We start from the raw sequence: 21,715 nt of genomic DNA on the forward strand, positions 1-21,715 counted from the left end.
GTTATTTTTTAACCATACCTTTTAATACGAACGCAACGTTTGCTGGACGCTCTGCTAGACGGCGCATGAAATATCCATACCAATCGTTTCCATAAGGTACGTAAACACGCATTTTGTAACCTTCTTTTACTAGCTCAAGTTGACGCTCATTACGAATACCATATAACATTTGGAATTCAAATTGATCCCTTGGAATATTATGTTCTTCAGCAAGTTTTTTTGTATATTCAATAATCGCTTCGTCATGTGAAGCAATTGCAGTATAATTTCCATTTAATAAGTGCATTTTAATAATCTTTTTATAATTGTCATCTACATCTTTCTTGTCCGGGAACGCCACTTCTTCAGGTTCTTTATAAGCTCCTTTTACAAGACGTAAATTAGGTTTATAAGCATTTAAATCCTCAATATCTTTTTCTGTACGATATAGGTAAGCTTGAATAACAGTACCAATATTATCGTACTCAGATTTTAACTGTTTAAAGATATCAATTGTCTTTCCGCAGCGTGTATAATCTTCCATATCAATTGTAACGAACACACCATTTTCTTTTGCAGCTTCTAAAATACGGCGCATATTGTTCATTACGATTTCATCAGAGATATCTAATCCCATAGAAGTCATCTTTAAAGAAAGCTGCGAATCAAGACCTTCTCTTCCAATTGCACGGATCGCTTCAATCGATTGGTTAGCCATTTCATTTGCTTCCGCTTCATTATCAACGAATTCACCTAAATAATCGATTGTTACACAAAGACCTTGCTTATTTAATTGTTGAATGGCAGCTGTCGCTAATTCAATCGTCTCCCCTGCGACGAAGCGACCTGCACCAAAGCGTAAACCGTACTTTTTAGCCAGTTTTGTTAGCGCTTTATTTTTAGATAAGAAAAGAAACGAATTTCGCATTAATTGTTCCATGTAATTCACCCCTATGACTGTAATTTATCTGTTTTTTACCCCTCTTCAAAATTATATCATTGTTTAAAATTATTGGATACAAATAATTATTTAGATAATTTATAAAATACTATAAAAACATTTAAAAACCTATATTTCTGCTTATAAATATACCTGAAATATTTTTCGACATTTAGAAAAATGGAGTTTAATAGGCATAAAATAGGCATGTCGAAAATATTCGACATGCCTATAAAATCCTTTATATTCCATGTAAATTATATAAGGATATTAATACAGAAAACTTGCGATTATATTTACCTCAAGTTTTTTTATTGCTCATTTCGCTTCTCTTCATTCAGCCTTTTAATATCTGTAATTAACTGTACCATCTCTTCTTTCGCATCTGGATAAGTTTCATTCCAATGCTTTACTAAAGCTGGCATCGTCTTAGCTATGTAAGAATACAGTGCCCACTTCTGTACCTGTTCTTTTCTCTCTTCATTGCTCTCTCCAAGTAATAATTCCGTGTATTTCTCTAACAACCCGTCAAATTGTTCATTAAACTTTTCACTCATCTTATTTACCTCCTATATGAAAAAAGCAGCGAAGATCGCTGCTTTTTCTTATAATTTTGATCGAACAGAGTTTAATTTTTTCTCCATTGTGCTTACTTTATCACGACGATCATCAATACGAATAGTTGTTGCAACACGCTGTGCACCTTTCGTATATGGAACTTCATGCATTTGTTGAATTACTTCTAGAATGACAGGAAGATCTCCTTCAATAATTGTATTCATCGGTGTTAATTGATACTTCACGCGATCTGCATTTTTCTCTAGCACCTTTTGTACTTCTGCTACATATTCACTAACACTTGGATTACCTGTTCCTACTGGAATAATCGATACATCAACAATTGCCATAGTAGTCTTCCTCCTATAATCGTTTCTTATATATCCATTGTCTATTTTACCGAAATCCTCATCATTTTACTAATATGTTACTCTTCCACTTTAAACTGCTCGACTAATCTTTCTAAATCTCTCATATGTTCTGTCAAACTTTCCATCGTGTGAGCTACCTTTTCTAAATGATTCACCTGTGATTCCGTTGCAGCATGTACCTCTTCAGAAACAGCTGCACTTTCTTGACTCGTACCAGCAATTGTATGCATTACCGCTGTAATTTCCCCTTGCTCATAACCTATGTTATGTACCTCTTCTACAATTTTTTCAACTGAAGTACTAATCGTATTTACAACTGACATAATTGTACGGAACTCCATTTCCGCCTCTGTCGTCACTTTATTTTGCACATCTGCAATGTCTTTCAATTTACTTACAACTTCTACAACCCTTTTTACTTCTAATTGTACATCACCAATCATCATTGTGATTTCTCCGGTTGCCTCTTTTGATTGTTCCGCTAATTTCCGAACCTCTTCAGCAACAACCGCAAATCCCTTACCTTGCTCACCTGCACGGGCAGCTTCAATCGATGCATTTAAAGCAAGTAAATTTGTTTGATCCGAAATACCTTTTATAAGCTCAACAACATTTTGAATCGATCCAACTCTTTGTTCTAACTTATCCGATGCTTCTTCTGTATGAACAACAATCGAAGATGATTGTCCCCTCGTACGGATTAAATTCCTCATTGTATTTAATCCTTGCTTAGATGCCTCTTCCGCTTTGCCAGCCACTCCTTTTATTTCACCAACGGAGCTATTCATTTGTTCTACTGACTCCGCCATATTCTCGAGCTGAGCTGAAACTTCATCCACACTATTCGCAAGAGTAGAAGCTCCTCCGCTCACATCATCCATCGCTCCTGAAACTTCTCTACTAGCCGCTACTGTTTCGTTCGTTAAATAATGTAAACTATTCGTTGATTGTTGCACCGTTGATACGCTGTTTTTAATTTTACTTACCATTTCATTCATTTGTTCAACCATATCATTAAAGTGCTTAGTCAACTCTCCAACTTCATCTTTACTTGTCACTTTCATTCGCAGCGTTAAATCGCCTTCTGCTACTTTTTGCACGTGATTCTTTAATAGTTGCAGTGGTCTTGCTAATCTTCTTGAGAACAAGTAGGAAGCTACGATTCCAACTAATAAACTAATACATGCCATTATAATAACTGTATTTCTCGTACTATTTAATAGCCCATCGATCGTTTCTTTCGGATAAAAGATTCCTATCGTCCATTTCATCGTGTCAAATGATTGACTATAAACAACTACATCTTCACCTTTTATTGTAGTGACCGCATATTTTGTTACCTCTTTATTTAAGCTCTTTATAAGTGGCTCTTTAGAAACATCTTTCCCTATCTTTTCTGGATAAACAAGAGCCATATTTTTATCATTTATAATAAACATTTCTCCGTCATTATTGTATTGAATATTGTGAAGCAACTTCTGAATCGTACCAAGCGATACATCCATCGCAACAACGCCTAATACAGACCCATCTTGAGCTGTAATTGCTTTAGAAACACCTACACTTAACTTTCCTGTTGCAATTTCATAAGAAGGTTGTCCCCAATGGACCTTTTTTACATCAGCCTCTGAATCTTTATACCATGGTCTTGTCGTTGGGTCATATCCTTCTGGCACTTGCCCACCTTCAGCAAGATTGGCACTTAATGTTTTTTTATCTTTCGTACCAATATATAAATCTAAAATACCAGGATGATTCTTTTTATACTCCGCAAACTCTTTCGTTAAAAACGCTTCCTCTTCTGGAGTAACCCCACCTTGAAGTATATTACGAATCATCTCACTGTTCGCGTAATACCCCATATCTTCATCCGTTCTTTGAACAAATGTCGTAAGTTGCTCTGTCACAAGATCCATCGCATTTTGAGAATACTCGTCTAAGGAACGCACTTCCTTTTCTTTCTGTAATTGATACACAGCTGTACCCAATATTACGAACATCATAGAAATAAGTACTGAAAACACTACCGCAATTTTTAAACGTAAACTTCTTAACATCTTCCCCCAGCATCCCCTTCGTATTAAATTAAAAAACTTATTAATCATTATATTAAGTATAATAGATAAAATTAAAAAATTGAAATTAATTCTCACCTTAATACAATTAGAAAAAGGACTACCACTTGTGCAAAAACAAATAGTTCATTATCCTTAAAATATAATCTCATTCGTTCGGAGGGAACTATGTTACAAAAATTCGGTTTCTCACAATATGAAAGCCAGGCTTATGAAGTTGTCGTATCAAGCAATGAACCATTAGATGCTACAACGATTGTGAAGCATTCAGGTGTTCCAAAAGCAAAAATATATGAAGTGCTAGCACGCCTAATCGATAAAGGAATGGTAATGGATTCTGTTTCAGAAAAGAAAAAATTGTATACAGCATTACCACTAAAGCTAGCAATTGAAAAATTAACGACAGAATTCCAATCAAATATTAAAGAACTGGAAACAAATATATCAAAAAAATCATTTACAGATGACCGTGTGTGGAGCTTAAAGATGCAATCTTCTATTCGAGTTCAAAGTAAAGAACTCATTGAAAGTGCACAAGAATCAATCCGTATTTCAGCTTGGAATGATACTCTTTTAGAATATCTTCCTTTACTAGAACAAAAAGCAAAACAAGGTGTTCAAATTGAGTCCCTTATTGTTGGAGAAGTAGAAACAGACTTAGAAAACATGCATTTTCTAATCCCAGCTGAAGAACCTAATGCATTAGAGCGCTACTTGCTACTCATCGTTGACGATCGTGAAATTTTATTTGCTGGCGTAGAACAAGAGTCATGGCAAGCGATGAAAACAATGTCACAACCTTTCGTAAAGTTCTTTACAGAATTTTTCTATCACGACGTTGCACTTGCAAAGATTACCCAGAAGCACCACGATCTCTTTATGGAAGATGAGGAAATTAAGAGTTTGTTGATGAAATTGAGGTACTAATTAAATAATAAAAAGGAGTCTAGTTTTTCACTTAGACTCCTTTTTATTTTGTTCCTTTATCTCCATCAACAGCTCAATGATTTTCTCATTTTGCTCTACCTGTTTCTCTGAATTTTGATAGATGAAACGAATCCATCTAAAAACAATGATAACTACAAATAACGGCAATACTGTGAATATAAAACCAATAATTGAATAATCCATATACTATCACCTCGCCATATACCCTTTTCTCCATTTACCTACTAAAACCTGCAATTTTTTACAAATAAAAAAGAACCTATCAAACGATAGATTCTTCTTTCACGAACTGAGTAGAGCGTCCTCTCGTAATTGAGAAAATCGCGCAAAGCAGTGCTAATATAATAAAGCCACCGCCTACCCAAGCATTATATATAACAGATGATTTTTCAATAACAACTCCCCCTACTGTTGAACCCAGTGCAATTCCTAAATGAAGCGCAGAGTTATTTAAACCTTGCTGAATACCAGCTGATTCCGGTGCAATTTCAATTAAATAATTTTGCTGTGCTGGTGAAATCGCCCAGCTCAGCATACTCCAAAGTCCCATCATAATGATGAAGAGCGGGAATGAGAATGTCATTAATGGCAACATGAAGATTGCACATGCAAATACGATAATAATCGAGATAATACTTTTCTTCGACCCCCATTTATCAGCAAGCCATCCACCGAATCCGCCGCCAATTACTGCTGCGATTCCGAAAATAAAGTAAAACACACTAATCCAGTTCGCTTCAACATGCATGACATCTTTTAAAAACGGTGTTAAATATGCATACAATGTTAAATGCCCCGTTAAAAACAAAAATGATGTTAACTGTGCACTTACAATTTTTTTATCTTTTAAAGTAGCAAGTTGTTCTTTTATTGATAATACCGATGTCGGTGGTACTTTCGTTAAGAACAATGAAATACAAGCTATTGCCATAACTGTTAATACAGAAATTAATACAAATGGTGCACGCCATCCGTATGCATTTCCGAGCACAAGACCGAGCGGTACTCCAAGTACGAGTGATCCGCTAATTCCCATGAAAATGATTCCAATTGCACGCGCACGAAAATGCGGTTCTACAACACTAGAAGCAAGTGTTACCGATAGTGCAATAATTAATGAACCACTCGCCGCACAAATAACCCTTGAGAACATTAGCATTCCGTAATTCACACTAAATGCGGAAATAATATTTCCGATTAAGAAAATCGATAATGCTCCAACATACAATGTTTTTCTTTCAAACTTCCCTGTCACAGCTAATAAAACTGGACCTGACAAAGCAAATACTACCGAAAATATTGTTATAAGCTGACCAGCTGCGCTAATAGATACTCCTAAATCATTGGCAACTAAATCGAGCGTTCCTCCTATAATTAACTCAACCGTTCCGACTACGAAAGCCGCGATAGCTAAAATATAAACACGAAAATTCAAGTCTTTCCCCACGCTTTCTTTTTGGTTACTACGACTATAGTAACCAAAATAGAAAGTGGACGCAAGTATAATTTTTTTACAGTAAAAAAGGTAGGCGTATTATACGCCTACCCTTCCATCATTCTGTTTCTTTCTTCTTATTTAAATACCAATACACCGGAAGTCCCGTAAAGACAATTCCAATTGATAAGAAACAACTTACCGGATCATTGATAATTGCACTACCAATTACAAAGAGCGAACCTAAAATCGCTACGATTGGTACGATTGGGAATAACGGCACACTATATGCACGCTCTTTATTCTTATTACGTTTTCTTAAAATGAAGACACCAATAAACGTCATTACATAGAAAATATAAATAATGAATACGGAAATCTCAGATAGCTTATTTGGATCACTAATAATCATTAAAATAATTCCTAAAATGATTTCAACAGTAATCGCATTTGCTGGTGTTTTAAATCTCGGACTTTCCTTTGCAATAAACTTAGAAAATGGAAGTTGTCCACGCTCTGCCATAGACATTGGGATACGTGGGAACGTTAAAATCTTTCCATTTAAACAGCCGAAAATGGAAACGATAATACCGATACTAATAATTTTTCCGCCATATTCTCCAAGTAACATGCCTGCAGCTGTTGCTGTTGCATTTTCTCCAAGGTCTACAATTTTCGCTGCTGGTAATACATTTAATAACGCCAAGTTAATTAATACGTAAGCAGCCGTTACGATTAAAATCCCTACTGTCATTGCTTTCGGTAATAACTTTGTTGGATTCTTCATTTCTCCACCAATCGAAGCAAGTAAAATCCAGCCGTCATAAGCAAATAACGTTGCTAAAATTGCCATACCGATACTTTGATTTTCCGATATTGGCACAACTACGTTAAAGATATCGCTATTCCCTTTCCAGAAACCTAGCACAACAATTAACACAATCGGAATCATCTTCCCAATTGTCGTGATTGTTTGAACGATACCTCCGTATTTTGTTCCCATACTATTTACAACGCCAAGGAACACAACCGTTCCAATTGCGATTGGTAAATTCCACACTTTATCTAAATAGAAAAAATTAATCATTAAAGAACTAAAGTATAAACCTAATGTTCCGATAATAGCAGGTCCATAAACAATTGTTTGCATCCAACCTGATAAATATCCCCAAAAACTTCCGTAAATCTCCTCTAAATACGTATACAACCCACCATTTTTCGGGATTTGCGCTCCAATTTCAGCTACTGTTAAACCACTTGCTAGCGTCAACAGACCACCAATTACCCAAGCAAGAATGGCCATATTAGAACTCCCCGAGTAATCTAATACGCTCCCTGGTTTCATAAACACACCAGATCCAATAATCGTTCCTACTACGATAGAAAGTGCTACTGTTAAACCAATTTTGTTCTTCTCATCATGATGCATGCTGCGTATCCTCCTTCCAATCCTAGTGTGATGCAAAAATGAAATAAAAAAACACTCCTCCCTAAAAAAGGGACGAGTGTTGTATTCGTGGTTCCACCCTTGTTTCAATTCGTAAAGTAACACACTTCACCAATTTCTCAAGTCTAAATAACGGTTTTTGCCGGCAAGCAATTACTAGATGCTCGTTCACTGCTGCAGTTCAGAGGTGGTAATCCATTTTTCCGTATTAGGAAGCTCACAGCCAAAGGCTTCCCTCTCTGAAAATCGTAAAAAATTGATCGTGTCCTCATCATCACTTCTTGATGTCGAATTTTGTAGTTATTGTTCATTATATTGAATTGTTAGAAAAAATCAATATATTTTTTATATAACATAGGAAATATTTCTCTTCTTATATTATAACAGAAGGTACGACACTTCTCCATTTCCCTAAAAATGGTATAATCCGTTTAGGAGGTGCACCAATAATGATTGCTGTCTTTTGTATCATTGCTACGTTTCTCTCTATTCTATTCGCTATCATGCATCGGCACAAGTATCCTGGTTATAGCATTTTAGCGGTAGCTATTATACCAGCTGTTTCCTTCTACGTATTGGGTAAATATCAATATACGGAAGTGTTTATCAGTTTTGCAATCTTCTACTGCATCTTCGGATACATACTAACAATGAAAAGAATTTTATTGAATCATTAAAAGGGACCGATTTCTGCTGACAGAAATCGGTCCTCGCACGTACCTTCCGGTTGCCCACACGAAAGATACATAAATCAATTATTTATCTTCTTTTTTCATAAAAAACTTATGGTGCGGTAAATCAACATTCAATGCCTCTAATTGTTTCTTTTCGTTGTCTAAAATCGCTTTTGCTTTTGTTTTTGTTGCTTCATCTAATCCAGCAAAGATGTCTTCATGCTTCTCTTTCTCTGGAAGTTTCACACCTAATTTTGTTAATTCTTCTTTTGCTTGCTCATGCGTTAATTTTCCGGATTTCTTTTGCTCTAAAATTGACTTTGCTTTCTCTTTTGTCTGTTCATCTAAGTTAGCAAACATATCTCCATGCTTACCTTTCTCCGGCATTTTCACGCCTAGCTTTGTTAATTCCTCTTTTGTTTGTTCTCGTGTTAATTTCCCGGACTTTTCTTGCTCTAAAATGGATTTCGCTTTTTCTTTCGCCTGTTCATCTAATCCCGCAAACATTTCTTTGTGCTTACCCTTTTCCGGGAACTTCACGCCTAATTTTGTTAATTCTTCTTTTGCTTGTTCTCGTGTTAATTTACCAGACTTCTCTTGCTCTAAAATTGACTTCGCTTTTTCTTTCGCCTGTTCATCTAATCCCGCAAACATTTCTTTACGTTTTTCTTTTTCTGGAAGCTTTACACCTAGCTCCTGTAACTGTTTCTTTGTATCGTCCATAATCGTTTTTACTTTTTGTTTTGTAGCGGCATCTAAATCTTTTTTCGCTGTTTTTGTCGCTTGCTCAGCTGTTGGAGTATTCGTTGCCGCGAATGCCGGAATGCCGACTCCTCCAATGATTCCGAATGATAACGCACCTGCAATCGCTAAATACCCAACTGTTTTCTTCTTCATAGGAAATTTCCTCCTTCATATTTCTAATGCATGTACACTTTCGTATACAATGCCTATAGTAATGTCGGTTTCTTAACATTTCCTTAACGACTTAACAAAAAAAAACACCGCTCGTAATGAGCGGTGTTTCACTAAGCCTTTTGTAATTGTAATTCTTCACGTTCCATTATTTTTCTTAATACAATTGTTTGTGTCATTGTAAATAAGTTACCTGTTATCCAATACAACACAAGTCCTGATGGCGCCGCAAACCCCATAAATAGAATCATTGCTGGCATCATAATTTGCTGCATTTTCAGCATCTGCACTTGTTCTCCAGGTGTAATATTCGATTGGAAAACTTTCATCTGAATAAATGTCGTTAACGCTGCAATAATCGGTAATATATGATATGGATCTGCATGTCCTAGGTTCACCCATAAAAACGAAGATGTGCGAATCTCTTCAGTTCTGCTAATCGCATAATACAAAGCAGAGAAAATCGGCATTTGTATAAAAATTGGCCAGCAACCAGCAAGTGGATTCCAACCGCCTGATTTCATTAGTTCTGACATTTCTTTTTGATACTGCTTTTGTTTTTCAAGGTCTTTGCTTACATCACCGTACTTTTTCTTTAGCTTCTGCAATTCAGGTTGCATTTTCTTCATTTTCGCTTGGCTGCGATATTGCGAAACAGCTAATGGAATCATCGCTGAACGAATAACGAGCGTCATAATAATGATAGCAATCCCAAAGCTAGCTCCAGGTATATGATGAGCAACAAATTGAATCATAAACGAGATTGGATATACAAAATAATGATCCCAAATCCCAGTACTATGTGCATCAATTGGGGCCGCATTACTGCAACCAGATAAAACAAAAACAAATAATAATGATAAACTAACGAGCACAGCTCGGTATGATTTTAACATGTTCATTCCTCCAATGTTTCGTAATTATTTAGCGAAACATTGGCGTATACGGACCGACCTCGTCATTCTCTTCACTTGATTCTTGTCTGCGTACAGAACGAATCATTCCATATTTATAAAAAATAGAAAATAGCGGTACATTTCCCGCACTATCTTCACATGTATCAACTAACGCAAAAGCTCTTTGTCTACCGCTTGATGCTTGTTGACGCACAAAGCGAGAAACATTAGCAAGGAAGAAAACTTCTAATAAACAAAGTGCCGTCGTTACAAACGATATATATAGAATTGCATCCTGCAATAAAAATTCCATCGCTTCACATCCTTAATAAGGTCATTTTAGCACATCGGGCAAATATTCTCTATTTCCTTTTATTTTCAAAAAAAGTATTTTGCATATTTTCTCAAGAAAACAATAATTAAGAAACGTTGTATTCGCTTTCTTTAGCATATTCACACACATCAATGAATAGGCTTGATTTATTAGAAATTTATAAAATTTTTGCATTATAATAAAACTATTGCCAGTTTTTGAAAAAACCTTTATTCTCTTCTTGTAATCAAAAATGAATATGGAGATGAAACATACTATGGGTCAACTAGGAGACGCCGATTACGTTCCCGACACCGCCTTTTTATCCTTCCCAGCAGCTAAAACATTTCACTTAGAATTTATGATACAGTTGGTTGTTATTTTTATAGCTTCTATTTTGTATGCAATTTCTATGAATATGTTTTTTATCCCGCATAATATGATTAGCGGTGGATTCGCTGGTGTAGGGATGATTATCGGTTATTTAATGCACTACAATATCGGTGCACTTATCTTTTTACTAAACATTCCTCTTCTTATTTTAAGTCACTTTTACTTAGGCAAGAAGACAACCTTTTTAACAGCTTACTTTGTAGCTGTGTCATCGTTAGCGATGAACATTATCCCGGTACACCAAGTTTCAGACGATATTTTACTTTCTTCTGTATTCGGTGGTGTTATCTGCGGAGCAGCTTCAGGAATTATATTCCGATTTGCTTCTTCAACAGGTGGTTTTGATGTTGTTGGATTGATTGTAGCGAAATATCGAGATGTTTCAATTGGAGCAATCATATTTGTATTCAACTTAATCTTACTTGTAGCAGCAGGTTTTATTTTCGGATGGGATATTACACTTTATACGTTAATTAGTCGATTTGTAGTCAGCAAAGTTATCGACGCTGTGCATACGAAACATATTAAATTAACGATAATGACTATTACAGAAAAAGGCGAGGAAATAAAAAGCGCACTACTACATCACGGCATACGCGGGGTGACAATGGTAGACGCTGTCGGCGGCTATACAAACCATAAGAAAAAAATGATTTACACTGTCGTGACTCGCTATGAGTTAGGCGAAATGAAACGTATTATCCGTCAAGTGGATAACAAAGCATTTATGAACATTACTGAAACAGTTGAAATTGTCGGCCGTTTCAAACGCATATAAAAAGGTTAATAAATTAAAGGGCATAACATATTAGTCATATATAATATGTTATGCCCTTTGTTATTCAACTAACGTACCTTTTAGCATAATAAAATCACTAAGTTTATTACTACAAATCGGAGGATAGCATTCCATATACAATACTGTCTGTCCATTCATCTTTATTCCAAAAATCTTGTATGAAATGGGCTTCCTTTCTCATGCCTATTCGTTCACACAATTTTTGTGAAGCTGTATTACGTGCATCAAGATTAGCCTGTATACGATGTACATTGAATTCATTAAATAATTTCAATACCAAACTACTTACTGCTTCTGTCGCCAAACCTCTCCCAGCTACTTCATTTGAAAAACTATAACCAATCTCAACAGTGTCTTTCATATTTGTGTACCATACGGATAAATCACCAACTACTTTATTTTTGTATATAACTGCCAAACTTAATATTGTTTCTTTAGTAAGTACATGATTTGCTATCTTCTTATTAAATCTTTTCTGCATGTCTTCATGAGTCCACTTGTTATGTAATAGGAACTTACATGTATCATCACTATTATAAATAGCAAATACATCCTGTAAATCAGTACTCTTAAAAGGTCTAATTATTAATCTTTCTGTTGTGAACTCCAAGTTAGCTCTCCTCCCTTACATTCATGCTATAAAACATTTTTTATAGTATTTAGGCCTCATTCTTAGATCTCACCTTGATTACATATTTCATCATAATAAATTAAAATCCTTCTTCCACTAAACTGCACCGTTAATGGTATTTCCTTGCGCTTTTTATTTTTTACACTTATTACAAAATCAGATAATTCTATTATTATGTCCCTAAATGTGTTATAATGAAAGCAGACTCACAAAAAAAGAGTATATAGACTTGGAAGTTTCTCTTATTTTACAAGCAAAAAGAAACGAGCAGTCGGGTATATTTCAGACACCATACACGTAACGGTTTAAACAACCGATCATCTTAGTTACTCTTCAATGATCTTTTTATAAAAAGATACGTACAATTAAAACTCACTTCAATATACTATACCTACCTTTTTGACTTCCAAATCATCTTATTACATAGGGAGATGAACATATGAATCAATATATACGATATACAATAGCTGTCCTGTTTGCTATTATCGGCGGAACAATCTGCTTCTGGACAAACACTCAGCTTGGAGAGAATATCATCTTTAATGGAATCGAAACACTTGTAAGCGCTTCAATTTTAGGCGGATACATTTACTTCCTCTTCAATCCAGAAGAAAACGCTCAAAAAACAATGTTATTAACAATGATCGGAATCGTTGGTGGATGTATTTCCTACTCAATGACAAACTATACATTACCACTTCAATTAAGCTCAGCTTTCTTCCACGGTCTATGGACTTGGTTCATTGCATTCTGCTTAGCAGACGTATTCAACCTATTACAAGACAATGAAGAAGATAGCGGTCGCCAAATTGAAAGTAACTCTTAAGCTGGAAGATACTCTTCCAGCTTTTTTATGTTGGTTTGCATACCCCGCATCACGATAAAAAGAAGTTGCCCTCACGGCAACTTCTTTTCCATATACCCCACTTCGTATTCACTAAAATATATCAACGATTTTTCAAATATATCGATCGTTTCTCCACTTATATCAACGATTTTTTCATTATATCGACGGTTCGACACAAGATATCGATTTACCGACAACCTTCGACACTCAAAACGCACAACATACCCTATCCACCAAGCAACTTACTGCCGAACTCTACGATTAAAAAGATAATTAATAAGATCGCGAGTATCTTTAATGCTACATATGCCACTTTAAAAACAACATAAATGAGCAAGACGATTAAAATAATCGTTAAAATTTCCATCTAGAATTCCTCCAAGCTTTGCTCTTCTTATCTCATTTTACTCGTCCTAGGCTGTTTATGGAACGGCATAAGATGACATAGAAAAAAGAGGATACCTCACCCATCGTAAGATACCCTCTCTTTCAGCTGCTCAAACCATTTTCTTTCTAATTGTAAATATCCCATCTCACTCTTCTCGGCGCTCTCCAATTCTTTATCAGCTTTCTTCATATAAGTATGGGAAGCTTCTAGATCATTCTCTAAATATTTGATAATTCCTTGTGTACGATAATATCCGTTTAAGTCCATTTTTGTAATAGCCTTTGCATGTTCCTTTGCTTCTTGCAAAGAAAGACTATCCATCTCATAAAGGGCTTTATATAAAAGATACCAACTATGAAAACTACTAACGAAAAACTTATTTTCTTTCGTTACAGGTAGTTGAACAATTCTTTCTATATACGGTATCGCTCTTTCCATTCCCTCTTGATCTGCACGAGCAAAAAAGACAAGCATAAGTCTACTCATTATCTCTCTTATCCCTTTATTCTCTTTTATTTTCTCCTCACTCAATTCTACTAATCTTTCATCCCAATCTTTCGGTCTTTTATAACTAAATAACTCACTCGATATTTGAATCTCATATAAATGATTTCTAGCTCTTTCATCATCTTTAATTAAAATAAGAAATTGCATCCCATCACTCATAAGCGTTCCTTTTATCGGCACAATTGTAACCGCAAAGATTGCAAAATGGAAAAAGGAAAAATATAAAAGATATTGATAATAACTCACCATGTATATGTAACCGGAAGTAATACCAAACAGTAAACTCGTAATTGGTCCACCTAAAGTGAGCCACGCCCATTTTTTCGAAAGATTCGGTGTCTCTATAGAAGGTGGTACTAGTGTTGCAACGCCTCCAAAGTAAGCCCATAATTTATTTGCTCGAATGCGTAATTTTCCCTTTTCTTTTTGAATAGTAATGGGTCCTACTGTCATAAATTTAAATGTTAAACCACCTATTACACCAAATACTACATGTCCTAGCTCATGAATGGCTAACACTAATAATGAAATTCCAACTATTGCCCATAGGTTCAAAATTACTTCTAATTTCCCAGTTCGGATTACTCCGTATAAAATGGACAGAATTAGCGCCACTGTCATTGAGCCAGCTGGCCTTCTTAAAATATCCACCTTTTTCTCCCCTTAATAAATCATTTTCCTCTGCATTTCGTACATGAACTTCCCGAGATGCAATATCCAAATAAATGAGATTAAGCCAATTAATACAAAATCGATATCACTAGCAGCTGTATATATAACGGCAGCCCACCATACATATGCCAATATTGTATTCGTAAATTCATACGCTTTATATCCAGCCTCATGCACAATGTGCTTTAATCCTTCATCTGCGTTTTTCGTCCACATTTTCATAGATTCCATATACGTTACACCTTGTTCAGGATATAGCTTATTATAACGATTTTTTGTTATAAGTCCGATAATTACTACAGTAGTTAAACAAACAATAGAAGCTACTAAATTCCACACCGCAAATGAAACATTTGTATCCTGCAACAGTGCACGTCTACATGTAATAACTGCATATACAAACCATGCCTGCGTAACTATATCGCCTACACGTAAATATATACTTATAATGCCTAATTTTCTGCCTTGTACGCTCTCTTCTTCATCGCGTGCCTCTGCTAACATACGTGTATTCTTCCAAGTATAGTACATCATTAAGATTCCAAAAATAGTACATATACCTATAAATGTATTGGATGATAATTTTCTCGGTTCATCCGAGAGTAAATTTAAAGCTATATAAGACGTTAAAAAGCCACCCATCATACTTAATGCTATTTTCCCCACAGAATCAAATTGTTTTTTTCGTTTACTCTTCATCGTCCTCTTCCCCCTCTACTAACGTAAATATTTCCTCCACCGGTACATTGAAAATTTGTGCGATTTTTAACGACAATACGATAGATGGTGCATAATCCCCGCGCTCAATTAAACTAATCGTTTGCCGTGATGATCCAATCGCTTTCCCTAAATCCCCTTGTGATAAACGATGCTTTGCTCGCAATTCCCTCACTCGATTTTGAAGCTTCATGTCTTCCCTCTTTTTCATTTATTTAATTAAAATTGTAAATAATATCCTTATCTTTGTCAATTATAATTGTCATTACGACTATAATAATTGACAAGATACTTATTTCTTATCCTGTATCAAATTCCTATAAAGAATGTAAAATGTGCATTAAACATAGTCTTAAAAATAAAAAAGTCAGTGCTTTTGCACTGACTTCCTAAATTCTGACATAGAATGGATTTCATATTAACTTGCGTTTTGTAGTAATACTCGTTTTAACTGCTTACGGAAACGAATACCTAACGTAACCGCTACAATCACAATAACTCCAAAAATGATTTTACCGATATGACCTTCTAGCACTCCAAAGATATCATGTAAGTTTCCACCTAACCAGTAACCACCGATTAAGAAGAATGATACCCAAAATAGAGCGCCTGAATAAATTGTAATGGCAAAACGACGGAATGGTAAATTAATAATTCCTGCAAAGTATCCTGTGAAATGACGTACACCAGGAATAAAGAAACCAATAAAAATCAGGAAGTACCCATACTTATCAAACCACATTCTCGTTAAGTCGATTTTTCTTTGCGTTAAAAATACGTATTTCCCATACTTTTGAATGAAAGGCATACCTAATTTATTTCCTAAAAAGTATTGAATCGTCATTCCTACACTTGTCCCAATAAAGGATAGAATAATTAAAATCGGTAAACTTAAATCACCCTTATGTGCTAAAAATCCCGCATATGCTAACGTTGGCTCTCCCGGAAACGGAAGTGCAATATATTCTAACAGCAAGCCGACAAGTACAACATAGTACCCGTATTGCTGAAATAATTCATGAATCCATTCCATGTCATCTCTCCTTTCAATCACGTACAACTTCTTACTATTATTGTATAAAAAAATTGTCGAAATAACTATCACAATAGCTTACATTTTTATTACATTTTTGTAAGGGTCACACTAATGATTTTCGTTCTTTATTAAATAGTAAAAATCATTTTTCAAGTCGAAATAGCGAAAAGGCGCATTAATAACATGCAAATTTTATCCATTTTTTAGCACTAAAAAACCTCTCTTATTTTGTTCTCAATAAAAAACCATCACAAACTCATGCTAACTTCATATTAGCTTCATATACGTATTGTAAGATTATATCGGAATTTGTTGAAAAATTTAACCAATATATGACTAAGCATTAATTTGAATAAATATAAGTCGTTTTTCGAAATTGAAAAAAGGGTGAATACGAAATGGAAGCATATAAAATGCATGATTTTATTAATACAAATGTTGAATCTCATCAAAATGAAACCGTTTTTAATTTACAAATATGTGAAACAAGTGAATTTGACGTAAGTTTAACAAAATCTACAACACTATCTTTTATCGTTTCAAAAAAGAATATTAAAATTGTCACGAAAAAATGGATTAATTCAAATCAAGAAAGCATGATTGGCAAAAGCTACATCATTCCAACAAAAGCTTTTCATTATTTCTTACCAATCATCTCTGAAAATGAAGATGAGCTAAATATTCAAGTTCAAAGTTTTGGACTACGTGGTGAGCTTTTATTAAATGAAAGATTACTTATTGATAACAACAACAAACACAATAGCAAAATCACTACATTCTTTGAAACATTAGATGAAAATGTAAATAAAGCATTACGAGGATTACAACTTCATTGTATGTAAGACTCTTACGATAGTAAAAGGAGAATAACAATGAAAAAATTATTATTAAGCGCACTATTATCATTAGGATTTTTAACTCTTCCATTCGCTAGCGCAGAGGCAGCTACAACGAAAGATCAATTAATCGTAGACACTCAGTTAAATAAAATGGATTATTATCAGGATGGAAAATTTATAAAAAGTTTTACTGTCGCTACTGGAAAAGCTACAACACCTACACCTAAAGGCACTTTTCAAATCGTAAATAAAATTAAAAATCGCCCTTATTATACAGGCAAAATTAAAGGCGGCGATCCACGTAATCCACTTGGTGACCGTTGGCTCGGATTAAATATGGCAGGAACTTACGGAACAACTTATGCGATTCACGGAACTAACAATAATCAAGCAATCGGCAAATGGACAACACTTGGTTGTATTCGTATGTATAACAATGATATACACTGGTTATTTGAGCGCGTTCAGCAGCAAGCTACTGTCACTGTAAAATAGCCTAAAAACAAGATTTATGTGTAGCCAAGAATTTTATGTCTTGGCTTATTTTATTTATTCATTTACAGTAGCAAAACAACTGTATTTACATATATAATAGGAATAGATTTGATTAGCTAATATTTAAACATTGATAAACGTAGATATTAAAATTATACAGTTATAATGTTTTATAAATTTTATAATACATACTATAATAGAACTACTGTAATTCTGAACCATTCAGTAACACTAAACTATTCCCCTTGCTACCTTCATGATTATTTTATAGCGGGGGCTTATTATATGTATAAACAATCTGAGTCACTCGAAAAATGATGAATTCGAATATTGCAGTAAAAAGCGTTATTTAGGAGGTGTTACTATGACGCATATACTGGTGATTGAAGACAACCCAGATATACAAGAACTTATTCGTGAATTTCTAATGGCACAAAACTTTACAGTTGATGTAGTTGGTGCTGGAACAGAAGGTATTCTTCTTTTCCAAAAAAATTCATACGATCTTGTCCTCCTCGATGTAATGTTACCAGATATAGATGGCTATAGTATTTGTAAAATTATGCGAGGACAATCTGATGTACCAATCATTATGTTAACAGGCTTACATAATGAAGAAAGTGAAATTAAAGGATTTGAGTTAGGTATTGATGACTATATTACGAAACCGTTCCATTACACTGTATTTATTAAGCGTGTAGAGGCTGTATTAAGAAGGGCAGCAACGAAGGAAGCAGAAGCTGCAACTATACTACAATTCCATGAGTTGATGTTAAACTCTACAGCATATGCAGCTTATGTTCATGGTAATCAAATTGAATTGACAACAAAAGAATTTGAAATTATTTATACTTTACTGCAAAATCGAGGAAAAGTATTATCAAGAAGTGATTTGTTGAATAAGGTATGGGGCTATGAACATTATGGTGATGTAAGAGTTATAGATACACATATTAAAAACTTAAGAAAAAAATTAGGAATTCCTTATATCAAAACGGTGAAAGGCATTGGCTACAAAATCGAATCGTAGCAAAGACAACATCACCAAAAATATTTTCATCAAAACCTTATTATTTTGTATTCTTTTATCACTTTGCCTTTATCAAATTATTTACTTTCTAGCTTCAAACTACGATAAAGAACGTTTTGCGAAAGAAAATGGAACGCCGACTACAGAACAGGCCGATTCAGATAAGCAAAACGACGGAAGTAAAACGAAGCAAAATAAAGCTGTGTCAGAGGGGAGCATTTCTAATTTCCAATCTTCTATTATAGATTATAAATCTCTTTCTACAGCTATCAATCACCTTTTGCAGCCTAGCCAAACTGTAAAGGCAAAAGAACATACACAAAATCTTTCGGGGAAAAATAGCACTTCTAATCCGCCTACAGAAGCAGAAAAGAAAGCCGCTAATAATGATGCCTTACATACACAAAATGCAGCAAGTAAAACAAATGATACAAATGATAATCCAAAGTTAGCAGATGCGTTGCAACAATTAGCTCCACATATTGGCGCGACAATGCTTGCATTATCACTACTCGGATCATTAATTTATACAAAACTAATTGCCAAACCTTTTCAATATATGAGTGATGCTTTAAAAGATATTATGAATCTTGATTTCTCAGATAAAAAGCTACTTAACAAAAATGCAGATCAAACAGATTTTAATTTGCAAGTAGCTGCTTCACAAGTACCAAATATTGTGAAGAATTTACATGCAAGCAATCAAGATTTAAGAAACGAGCTCAAGAAGGAACAACAATTAGAACAATCTCGTAAAGAATTTATGTCTATGGTATCCCATGAATTAAAAACACCAATCGCAGCCGTTATGGGACAACTAGATGGCATGATTCACGGAATTGGAGCTTATAAAGATAGAGATAAGTATTTGAAACGTTCCTACGAGATGATGCAAGACATTAACATATTAACGGAAAAAATGTCGGAATTATCCAAAATACAAAACCCTCAATTTAAACCGAATTTAGAAGTCATTTCTTTATCTAATATTATTGAGGATGTTATGAAGAAAGTAGATTACTTTGTATCTGTAAAACAATTAAATGTACAATCTAATATTAAACACGACGTACAAATTTTAGCTGATCCTAAATTTATTCAAACTGCTATTTTTAACATTATTTCAAATGCAATTCATTATACAATTGACCATCAGCACGTATATATAAAGCTTTATGAAAAACCAAATGGTTACGCATTAGAAGTATTAAATACAGGTTCACAAATTGATGAAGATAAACTTGCTCATTTATTTGAACCGTTCTATCGCGCAAACCCTGATAAACACGGTTTAGTACAAGGTAGTGGTCTTGGATTATATATCGTGAAACAAATATTAGATAAACATCAGTTTCCTTACGGGATACAAAACACGCCTCAAGGTGTAAAATGTTCTATTGTATTCCCAAAAGCAATGTAACATTTACTATAATTACATACCCCAAACTTATACTTCATGTGTGAGTGGCGGAATTTTGTAGAGTGTCTTACTCTGTTTCGTTCGCCCGTTATCCTTATTTGGATAGCGGGCGTTTTTTATTACTTAAAAGGAGGATTTTTTATGGAGAAGTTTAAATATTCATTGCTCGTTTTATTCGGTGCTTGCAGCTATGGCATACTTTCAACTATTTTCAAACTCGGATTCATAAATGGATTTTCAGCACATCAACTATTAGGGGGACAATATGTCTTCGGATGGATTGGACTATTTCTACTCGTTCTTTTCTTTTCACGTCATAAGGTAACAAAAAAACAATTCTTTTCATTACTAACCGTCGGAACAACAATGAGTATGACTGGGATTTTCTACGCTATTTCTGTAGAAGAACTACCCGCATCTATCGCTGTCGTCCTACTCTTTCAGTTCACTTGGATTGGTGTCATTATCGAAGCGATTGCAAATCGAACCTTTCCAAGCCGCGATAAGATCATATCTATCCTTATTTTATTTGCTGGTACATTGTTTGCAGGTGGTGTATTTGAAGGCCTCGGACAAAGTTTTTCTACGAAAGGGATTATCTTTGGACTATTAGCTGCAGTCTCTTTTTCATTCTATGTTTTTGCAAGCGGACGCGTTGCTACAGATGTTCCCCCTTATACGAAAAGCTTTCTCATGACAACAAGTGCGACTCTTATCGTATGTCTATTCTTCCCACCAACCTTTTTAACAGATGGTGCCCTCCAAGCCGGTCTATGGAAATATGCTTTCTTCCTCGGATTATTCGGCGTTGTTGTACCTGTCATTTGTTTTTCAATTGGCGTACCGAAAGTAGGAACCGGACTTGGTACAATACTAGGTGCAGCTGAATTACCAACTGCTATTATCGCTTCTATTACACTTGTACATGAAGTCGTAACATTCATGCAGTGGATTGGTATTATTTTTATATTGGTTGGGATTTTCACTCCTCAGCTGCTTACAGCTAGGAAAGAAAGGAAACACAATCGCGTGCATAGCGCTTGAAAAAATACAGAATTTATATAAAAGATATAACTGCAATTAAAATAAGTAAATTTATCTGGAGGTATAAATGACTATTTTAAGCATCGTATTTTTTGCTATTATGTGTATCTTCTTCCTAATAAGATATATGAAAGAAAAGAAATTTTACGATTTACTTCTCATTCCCGTTTGTATATATGCAGGAGCAGTGAAAACTCCTTTCGTAGAATACTTAAACTTTAATACTACATTTAAAATAACGTATGATATCGCAGCTATTATTCTTGTAATCCTTGCCGTACTTTTCTTTTTGAAAGATAAGAAAGAGAATCATACTGCATAACAAAAGACCTTTCATTTACTTGAA

General features: G+C 34.7%; 26 protein-coding genes and 1 other annotated feature. Of the genes, 10 read left to right on the plus strand and 16 right to left on the minus strand.

Features of this window, described 5'->3' with window-relative positions; genetic code table 11:
- Position 1: 1 nt before the first annotated feature.
- From NST90_RS23850 to NST90_RS23865, 4 genes are all read right to left on the minus strand, one after another.
- Positions 2-919 (minus strand): proline dehydrogenase, encoded by a 918-nt coding sequence (locus NST90_RS23850; RefSeq protein ID WP_000436783.1) that lies wholly within the window; start codon positions 917-919, stop codon positions 2-4.
- Between the two features lie 311 nt (positions 920-1,230).
- Positions 1,231-1,476, minus strand: coding sequence for a YusU family protein (locus NST90_RS23855; RefSeq protein WP_001290594.1), 246 nt, complete (start codon positions 1,474-1,476; stop codon positions 1,231-1,233).
- Between the two features lie 48 nt (positions 1,477-1,524).
- Complete coding sequence (locus NST90_RS23860) at positions 1,525-1,827, minus strand: MTH1187 family thiamine-binding protein (RefSeq protein WP_001018860.1); 303 nt, start codon at positions 1,825-1,827, stop codon at positions 1,525-1,527.
- 77 nt (positions 1,828-1,904) lie between these two features.
- Positions 1,905-3,905 (minus strand): methyl-accepting chemotaxis protein, encoded by a 2,001-nt coding sequence (locus tag NST90_RS23865; protein WP_061666026.1) that lies wholly within the window; start codon positions 3,903-3,905, stop codon positions 1,905-1,907.
- A 186-nt stretch (positions 3,906-4,091) separates the two neighbouring features.
- Between NST90_RS23865 and NST90_RS23870 the strand changes: the two genes are divergently transcribed.
- On the plus strand, positions 4,092-4,850 hold the full coding sequence (locus NST90_RS23870) for a TrmB family transcriptional regulator (protein ID WP_000939481.1): 759 nt from the start codon (positions 4,092-4,094) through the stop codon (positions 4,848-4,850).
- 27 nt (positions 4,851-4,877) lie between these two features.
- Here NST90_RS23870 and NST90_RS23875 read toward each other — a convergent pair whose 3' ends face one another.
- From NST90_RS23875 to NST90_RS23885, 3 genes are all read right to left on the minus strand, one after another.
- Positions 4,878-5,054, minus strand: a complete 177-nt coding sequence (locus NST90_RS23875) for a hypothetical protein (protein ID WP_000386584.1) — start codon at positions 5,052-5,054, stop codon at positions 4,878-4,880.
- Positions 5,055-5,133: 79 nt separating this feature from the next.
- Complete coding sequence (locus tag NST90_RS23880) at positions 5,134-6,318, minus strand: MFS transporter (RefSeq protein ID WP_003272319.1); 1,185 nt, start codon at positions 6,316-6,318, stop codon at positions 5,134-5,136.
- A gap of 106 nt (positions 6,319-6,424) precedes the next feature.
- The gene (locus NST90_RS23885; RefSeq protein WP_000546312.1) at positions 6,425-7,735 is read right to left on the minus strand and encodes an amino acid permease; all 1,311 of its coding nucleotides are present in this window, start codon (positions 7,733-7,735) and stop codon (positions 6,425-6,427) included.
- Positions 7,736-7,800: 65 nt separating this feature from the next.
- Positions 7,801-8,037 (minus strand) — a binding site (T-box leader).
- A 165-nt stretch (positions 8,038-8,202) separates the two neighbouring features.
- Here NST90_RS23885 and NST90_RS23890 point away from each other — a divergent pair.
- Entirely contained in the window at positions 8,203-8,430 is a 228-nt protein-coding gene (locus tag NST90_RS23890; RefSeq protein ID WP_025709833.1) for a hypothetical protein, read from the plus strand.
- Between the two features lie 78 nt (positions 8,431-8,508).
- On the opposite strand, the gene NST90_RS23895 is transcribed toward NST90_RS23890, so the two are convergent.
- The 3 genes from NST90_RS23895 to NST90_RS23905 all read right to left on the minus strand — a co-directional run bounded on the left by NST90_RS23895 (position 8,509) and on the right by NST90_RS23905 (position 10,551).
- Positions 8,509-9,324, minus strand: coding sequence for a hypothetical protein (locus NST90_RS23895; protein ID WP_048534616.1), 816 nt, complete (start codon positions 9,322-9,324; stop codon positions 8,509-8,511).
- 131 nt (positions 9,325-9,455) lie between these two features.
- Complete coding sequence (gene yidC / locus NST90_RS23900; protein ID WP_000920522.1) at positions 9,456-10,238, minus strand: membrane protein insertase YidC; 783 nt, start codon at positions 10,236-10,238, stop codon at positions 9,456-9,458.
- A gap of 28 nt (positions 10,239-10,266) precedes the next feature.
- On the minus strand, positions 10,267-10,551 hold the full coding sequence (locus NST90_RS23905; RefSeq protein WP_000394930.1) for a hypothetical protein: 285 nt from the start codon (positions 10,549-10,551) through the stop codon (positions 10,267-10,269).
- Positions 10,552-10,828: 277 nt separating this feature from the next.
- Between NST90_RS23905 and NST90_RS23910 the strand changes: the two genes are divergently transcribed.
- Complete coding sequence (locus NST90_RS23910; RefSeq protein ID WP_000530044.1) at positions 10,829-11,722, plus strand: YitT family protein; 894 nt, start codon at positions 10,829-10,831, stop codon at positions 11,720-11,722.
- Positions 11,723-11,831: 109 nt separating this feature from the next.
- Here NST90_RS23910 and NST90_RS23915 read toward each other — a convergent pair whose 3' ends face one another.
- Positions 11,832-12,353: a GNAT family protein gene (locus NST90_RS23915; protein ID WP_006918810.1), complete on the minus strand. Its 522-nt coding sequence runs from the start codon at positions 12,351-12,353 to the stop codon at positions 11,832-11,834.
- Positions 12,354-12,813: 460 nt separating this feature from the next.
- Between NST90_RS23915 and NST90_RS23920 the strand changes: the two genes are divergently transcribed.
- Positions 12,814-13,200 carry a DUF3938 domain-containing protein gene (locus NST90_RS23920; RefSeq protein WP_001077773.1) on the plus strand — a complete coding sequence of 129 codons (387 nt, stop codon included), beginning with the start codon at positions 12,814-12,816 and terminating at the stop codon, positions 13,198-13,200.
- A gap of 247 nt (positions 13,201-13,447) precedes the next feature.
- Here the strand turns inward: NST90_RS23920 and NST90_RS23925 are convergent, their stop codons facing one another.
- The 5 genes from NST90_RS23925 to NST90_RS23945 form a co-directional block, all read right to left on the minus strand.
- Positions 13,448-13,588: a DUF3985 family protein gene (locus tag NST90_RS23925; protein ID WP_000404784.1), complete on the minus strand. Its 141-nt coding sequence runs from the start codon at positions 13,586-13,588 to the stop codon at positions 13,448-13,450.
- 96 nt (positions 13,589-13,684) lie between these two features.
- Positions 13,685-14,737 carry a site-2 protease family protein gene (locus NST90_RS23930; protein ID WP_033687785.1) on the minus strand — a complete coding sequence of 351 codons (1,053 nt, stop codon included), beginning with the start codon at positions 14,735-14,737 and terminating at the stop codon, positions 13,685-13,687.
- A gap of 42 nt (positions 14,738-14,779) precedes the next feature.
- Positions 14,780-15,487, minus strand: a complete 708-nt coding sequence (locus tag NST90_RS23935; protein WP_000837717.1) for a DUF3169 family protein — start codon at positions 15,485-15,487, stop codon at positions 14,780-14,782.
- Positions 15,477-15,698, minus strand: a complete 222-nt coding sequence (locus NST90_RS23940; RefSeq protein WP_000776168.1) for a helix-turn-helix transcriptional regulator — start codon at positions 15,696-15,698, stop codon at positions 15,477-15,479. Before NST90_RS23940 ends, NST90_RS23935 begins: the two co-directional genes overlap by 11 nt.
- A 225-nt stretch (positions 15,699-15,923) precedes the next feature.
- Positions 15,924-16,538, minus strand: coding sequence for a DedA family protein (locus tag NST90_RS23945; RefSeq protein WP_000454754.1), 615 nt, complete (start codon positions 16,536-16,538; stop codon positions 15,924-15,926).
- A 401-nt stretch (positions 16,539-16,939) separates the two neighbouring features.
- Between NST90_RS23945 and NST90_RS23950 the strand changes: the two genes are divergently transcribed.
- The 6 genes from NST90_RS23950 to NST90_RS23975 all read left to right on the plus strand — a co-directional run bounded on the left by NST90_RS23950 (position 16,940) and on the right by NST90_RS23975 (position 21,691).
- A complete protein-coding gene (locus NST90_RS23950; protein ID WP_000388769.1) occupies positions 16,940-17,383 on the plus strand; it encodes a DUF3978 family protein in 444 nt (147 codons plus the stop codon).
- Positions 17,384-17,413: 30 nt separating this feature from the next.
- The gene (locus tag NST90_RS23955; RefSeq protein ID WP_000735059.1) at positions 17,414-17,875 is read left to right on the plus strand and encodes a L,D-transpeptidase; all 462 of its coding nucleotides are present in this window, start codon (positions 17,414-17,416) and stop codon (positions 17,873-17,875) included.
- 364 nt (positions 17,876-18,239) lie between these two features.
- Positions 18,240-18,905 carry a response regulator transcription factor gene (locus NST90_RS23960; RefSeq protein ID WP_000148833.1) on the plus strand — a complete coding sequence of 222 codons (666 nt, stop codon included), beginning with the start codon at positions 18,240-18,242 and terminating at the stop codon, positions 18,903-18,905.
- Positions 18,883-20,325, plus strand: coding sequence for a HAMP domain-containing sensor histidine kinase (locus NST90_RS23965; RefSeq protein WP_016123715.1), 1,443 nt, complete (start codon positions 18,883-18,885; stop codon positions 20,323-20,325). Before NST90_RS23960 ends, NST90_RS23965 begins: the two co-directional genes overlap by 23 nt.
- Before the next feature lie 141 nt (positions 20,326-20,466).
- A complete protein-coding gene (locus NST90_RS23970) occupies positions 20,467-21,369 on the plus strand; it encodes a DMT family transporter (protein ID WP_000410483.1) in 903 nt (300 codons plus the stop codon).
- Between the two features lie 67 nt (positions 21,370-21,436).
- On the plus strand, positions 21,437-21,691 hold the full coding sequence (locus NST90_RS23975) for a hypothetical protein (protein ID WP_000154129.1): 255 nt from the start codon (positions 21,437-21,439) through the stop codon (positions 21,689-21,691).
- Positions 21,692-21,715: the final 24 nt, after the last annotated feature.

The organism is Bacillus sp. FSL E2-8900, from assembly GCF_037966225.1.
GTDB lineage: Bacteria > Bacillota > Bacilli > Bacillales > Bacillaceae_G > Bacillus_A > Bacillus_A cereus.

Coding starts and splice junctions, on each gene's coding strand:
- NST90_RS23850 (WP_000436783.1), bottom strand. CDS start 919: ATGGAACAATTAATGCGAAATTCGTTTCTTTTCTTATCTAAAAATAAA.
- NST90_RS23855 (WP_001290594.1), bottom strand. CDS start 1,476: ATGAGTGAAAAGTTTAATGAACAATTTGACGGGTTGTTAGAGAAATAC.
- NST90_RS23860 (WP_001018860.1), bottom strand. CDS start 1,827: ATGGCAATTGTTGATGTATCGATTATTCCAGTAGGAACAGGTAATCCA.
- NST90_RS23865 (WP_061666026.1), bottom strand. CDS start 3,905: ATGTTAAGAAGTTTACGTTTAAAAATTGCGGTAGTGTTTTCAGTACTT.
- NST90_RS23870 (WP_000939481.1), top strand. CDS start 4,092: ATGTTACAAAAATTCGGTTTCTCACAATATGAAAGCCAGGCTTATGAA.
- NST90_RS23875 (WP_000386584.1), bottom strand. CDS start 5,054: ATGGATTATTCAATTATTGGTTTTATATTCACAGTATTGCCGTTATTT.
- NST90_RS23885 (WP_000546312.1), bottom strand. CDS start 7,735: ATGCATCATGATGAGAAGAACAAAATTGGTTTAACAGTAGCACTTTCT.
- NST90_RS23890 (WP_025709833.1), top strand. CDS start 8,203: ATGATTGCTGTCTTTTGTATCATTGCTACGTTTCTCTCTATTCTATTC.
- NST90_RS23895 (WP_048534616.1), bottom strand. CDS start 9,324: ATGAAGAAGAAAACAGTTGGGTATTTAGCGATTGCAGGTGCGTTATCA.
- yidC (WP_000920522.1), bottom strand. CDS start 10,238: ATGTTAAAATCATACCGAGCTGTGCTCGTTAGTTTATCATTATTATTT.
- NST90_RS23905 (WP_000394930.1), bottom strand. CDS start 10,551: ATGGAATTTTTATTGCAGGATGCAATTCTATATATATCGTTTGTAACG.
- NST90_RS23910 (WP_000530044.1), top strand. CDS start 10,829: ATGGGTCAACTAGGAGACGCCGATTACGTTCCCGACACCGCCTTTTTA.
- NST90_RS23920 (WP_001077773.1), top strand. CDS start 12,814: ATGAATCAATATATACGATATACAATAGCTGTCCTGTTTGCTATTATC.
- NST90_RS23925 (WP_000404784.1), bottom strand. CDS start 13,588: ATGGAAATTTTAACGATTATTTTAATCGTCTTGCTCATTTATGTTGTT.
- NST90_RS23930 (WP_033687785.1), bottom strand. CDS start 14,737: ATGACAGTGGCGCTAATTCTGTCCATTTTATACGGAGTAATCCGAACT.
- NST90_RS23935 (WP_000837717.1), bottom strand. CDS start 15,487: ATGAAGAGTAAACGAAAAAAACAATTTGATTCTGTGGGGAAAATAGCA.
- NST90_RS23940 (WP_000776168.1), bottom strand. CDS start 15,698: ATGAAGCTTCAAAATCGAGTGAGGGAATTGCGAGCAAAGCATCGTTTA.
- NST90_RS23945 (WP_000454754.1), bottom strand. CDS start 16,538: ATGGAATGGATTCATGAATTATTTCAGCAATACGGGTACTATGTTGTA.
- NST90_RS23950 (WP_000388769.1), top strand. CDS start 16,940: ATGGAAGCATATAAAATGCATGATTTTATTAATACAAATGTTGAATCT.
- NST90_RS23955 (WP_000735059.1), top strand. CDS start 17,414: ATGAAAAAATTATTATTAAGCGCACTATTATCATTAGGATTTTTAACT.
- NST90_RS23960 (WP_000148833.1), top strand. CDS start 18,240: ATGACGCATATACTGGTGATTGAAGACAACCCAGATATACAAGAACTT.
- NST90_RS23970 (WP_000410483.1), top strand. CDS start 20,467: ATGGAGAAGTTTAAATATTCATTGCTCGTTTTATTCGGTGCTTGCAGC.
- NST90_RS23975 (WP_000154129.1), top strand. CDS start 21,437: ATGACTATTTTAAGCATCGTATTTTTTGCTATTATGTGTATCTTCTTC.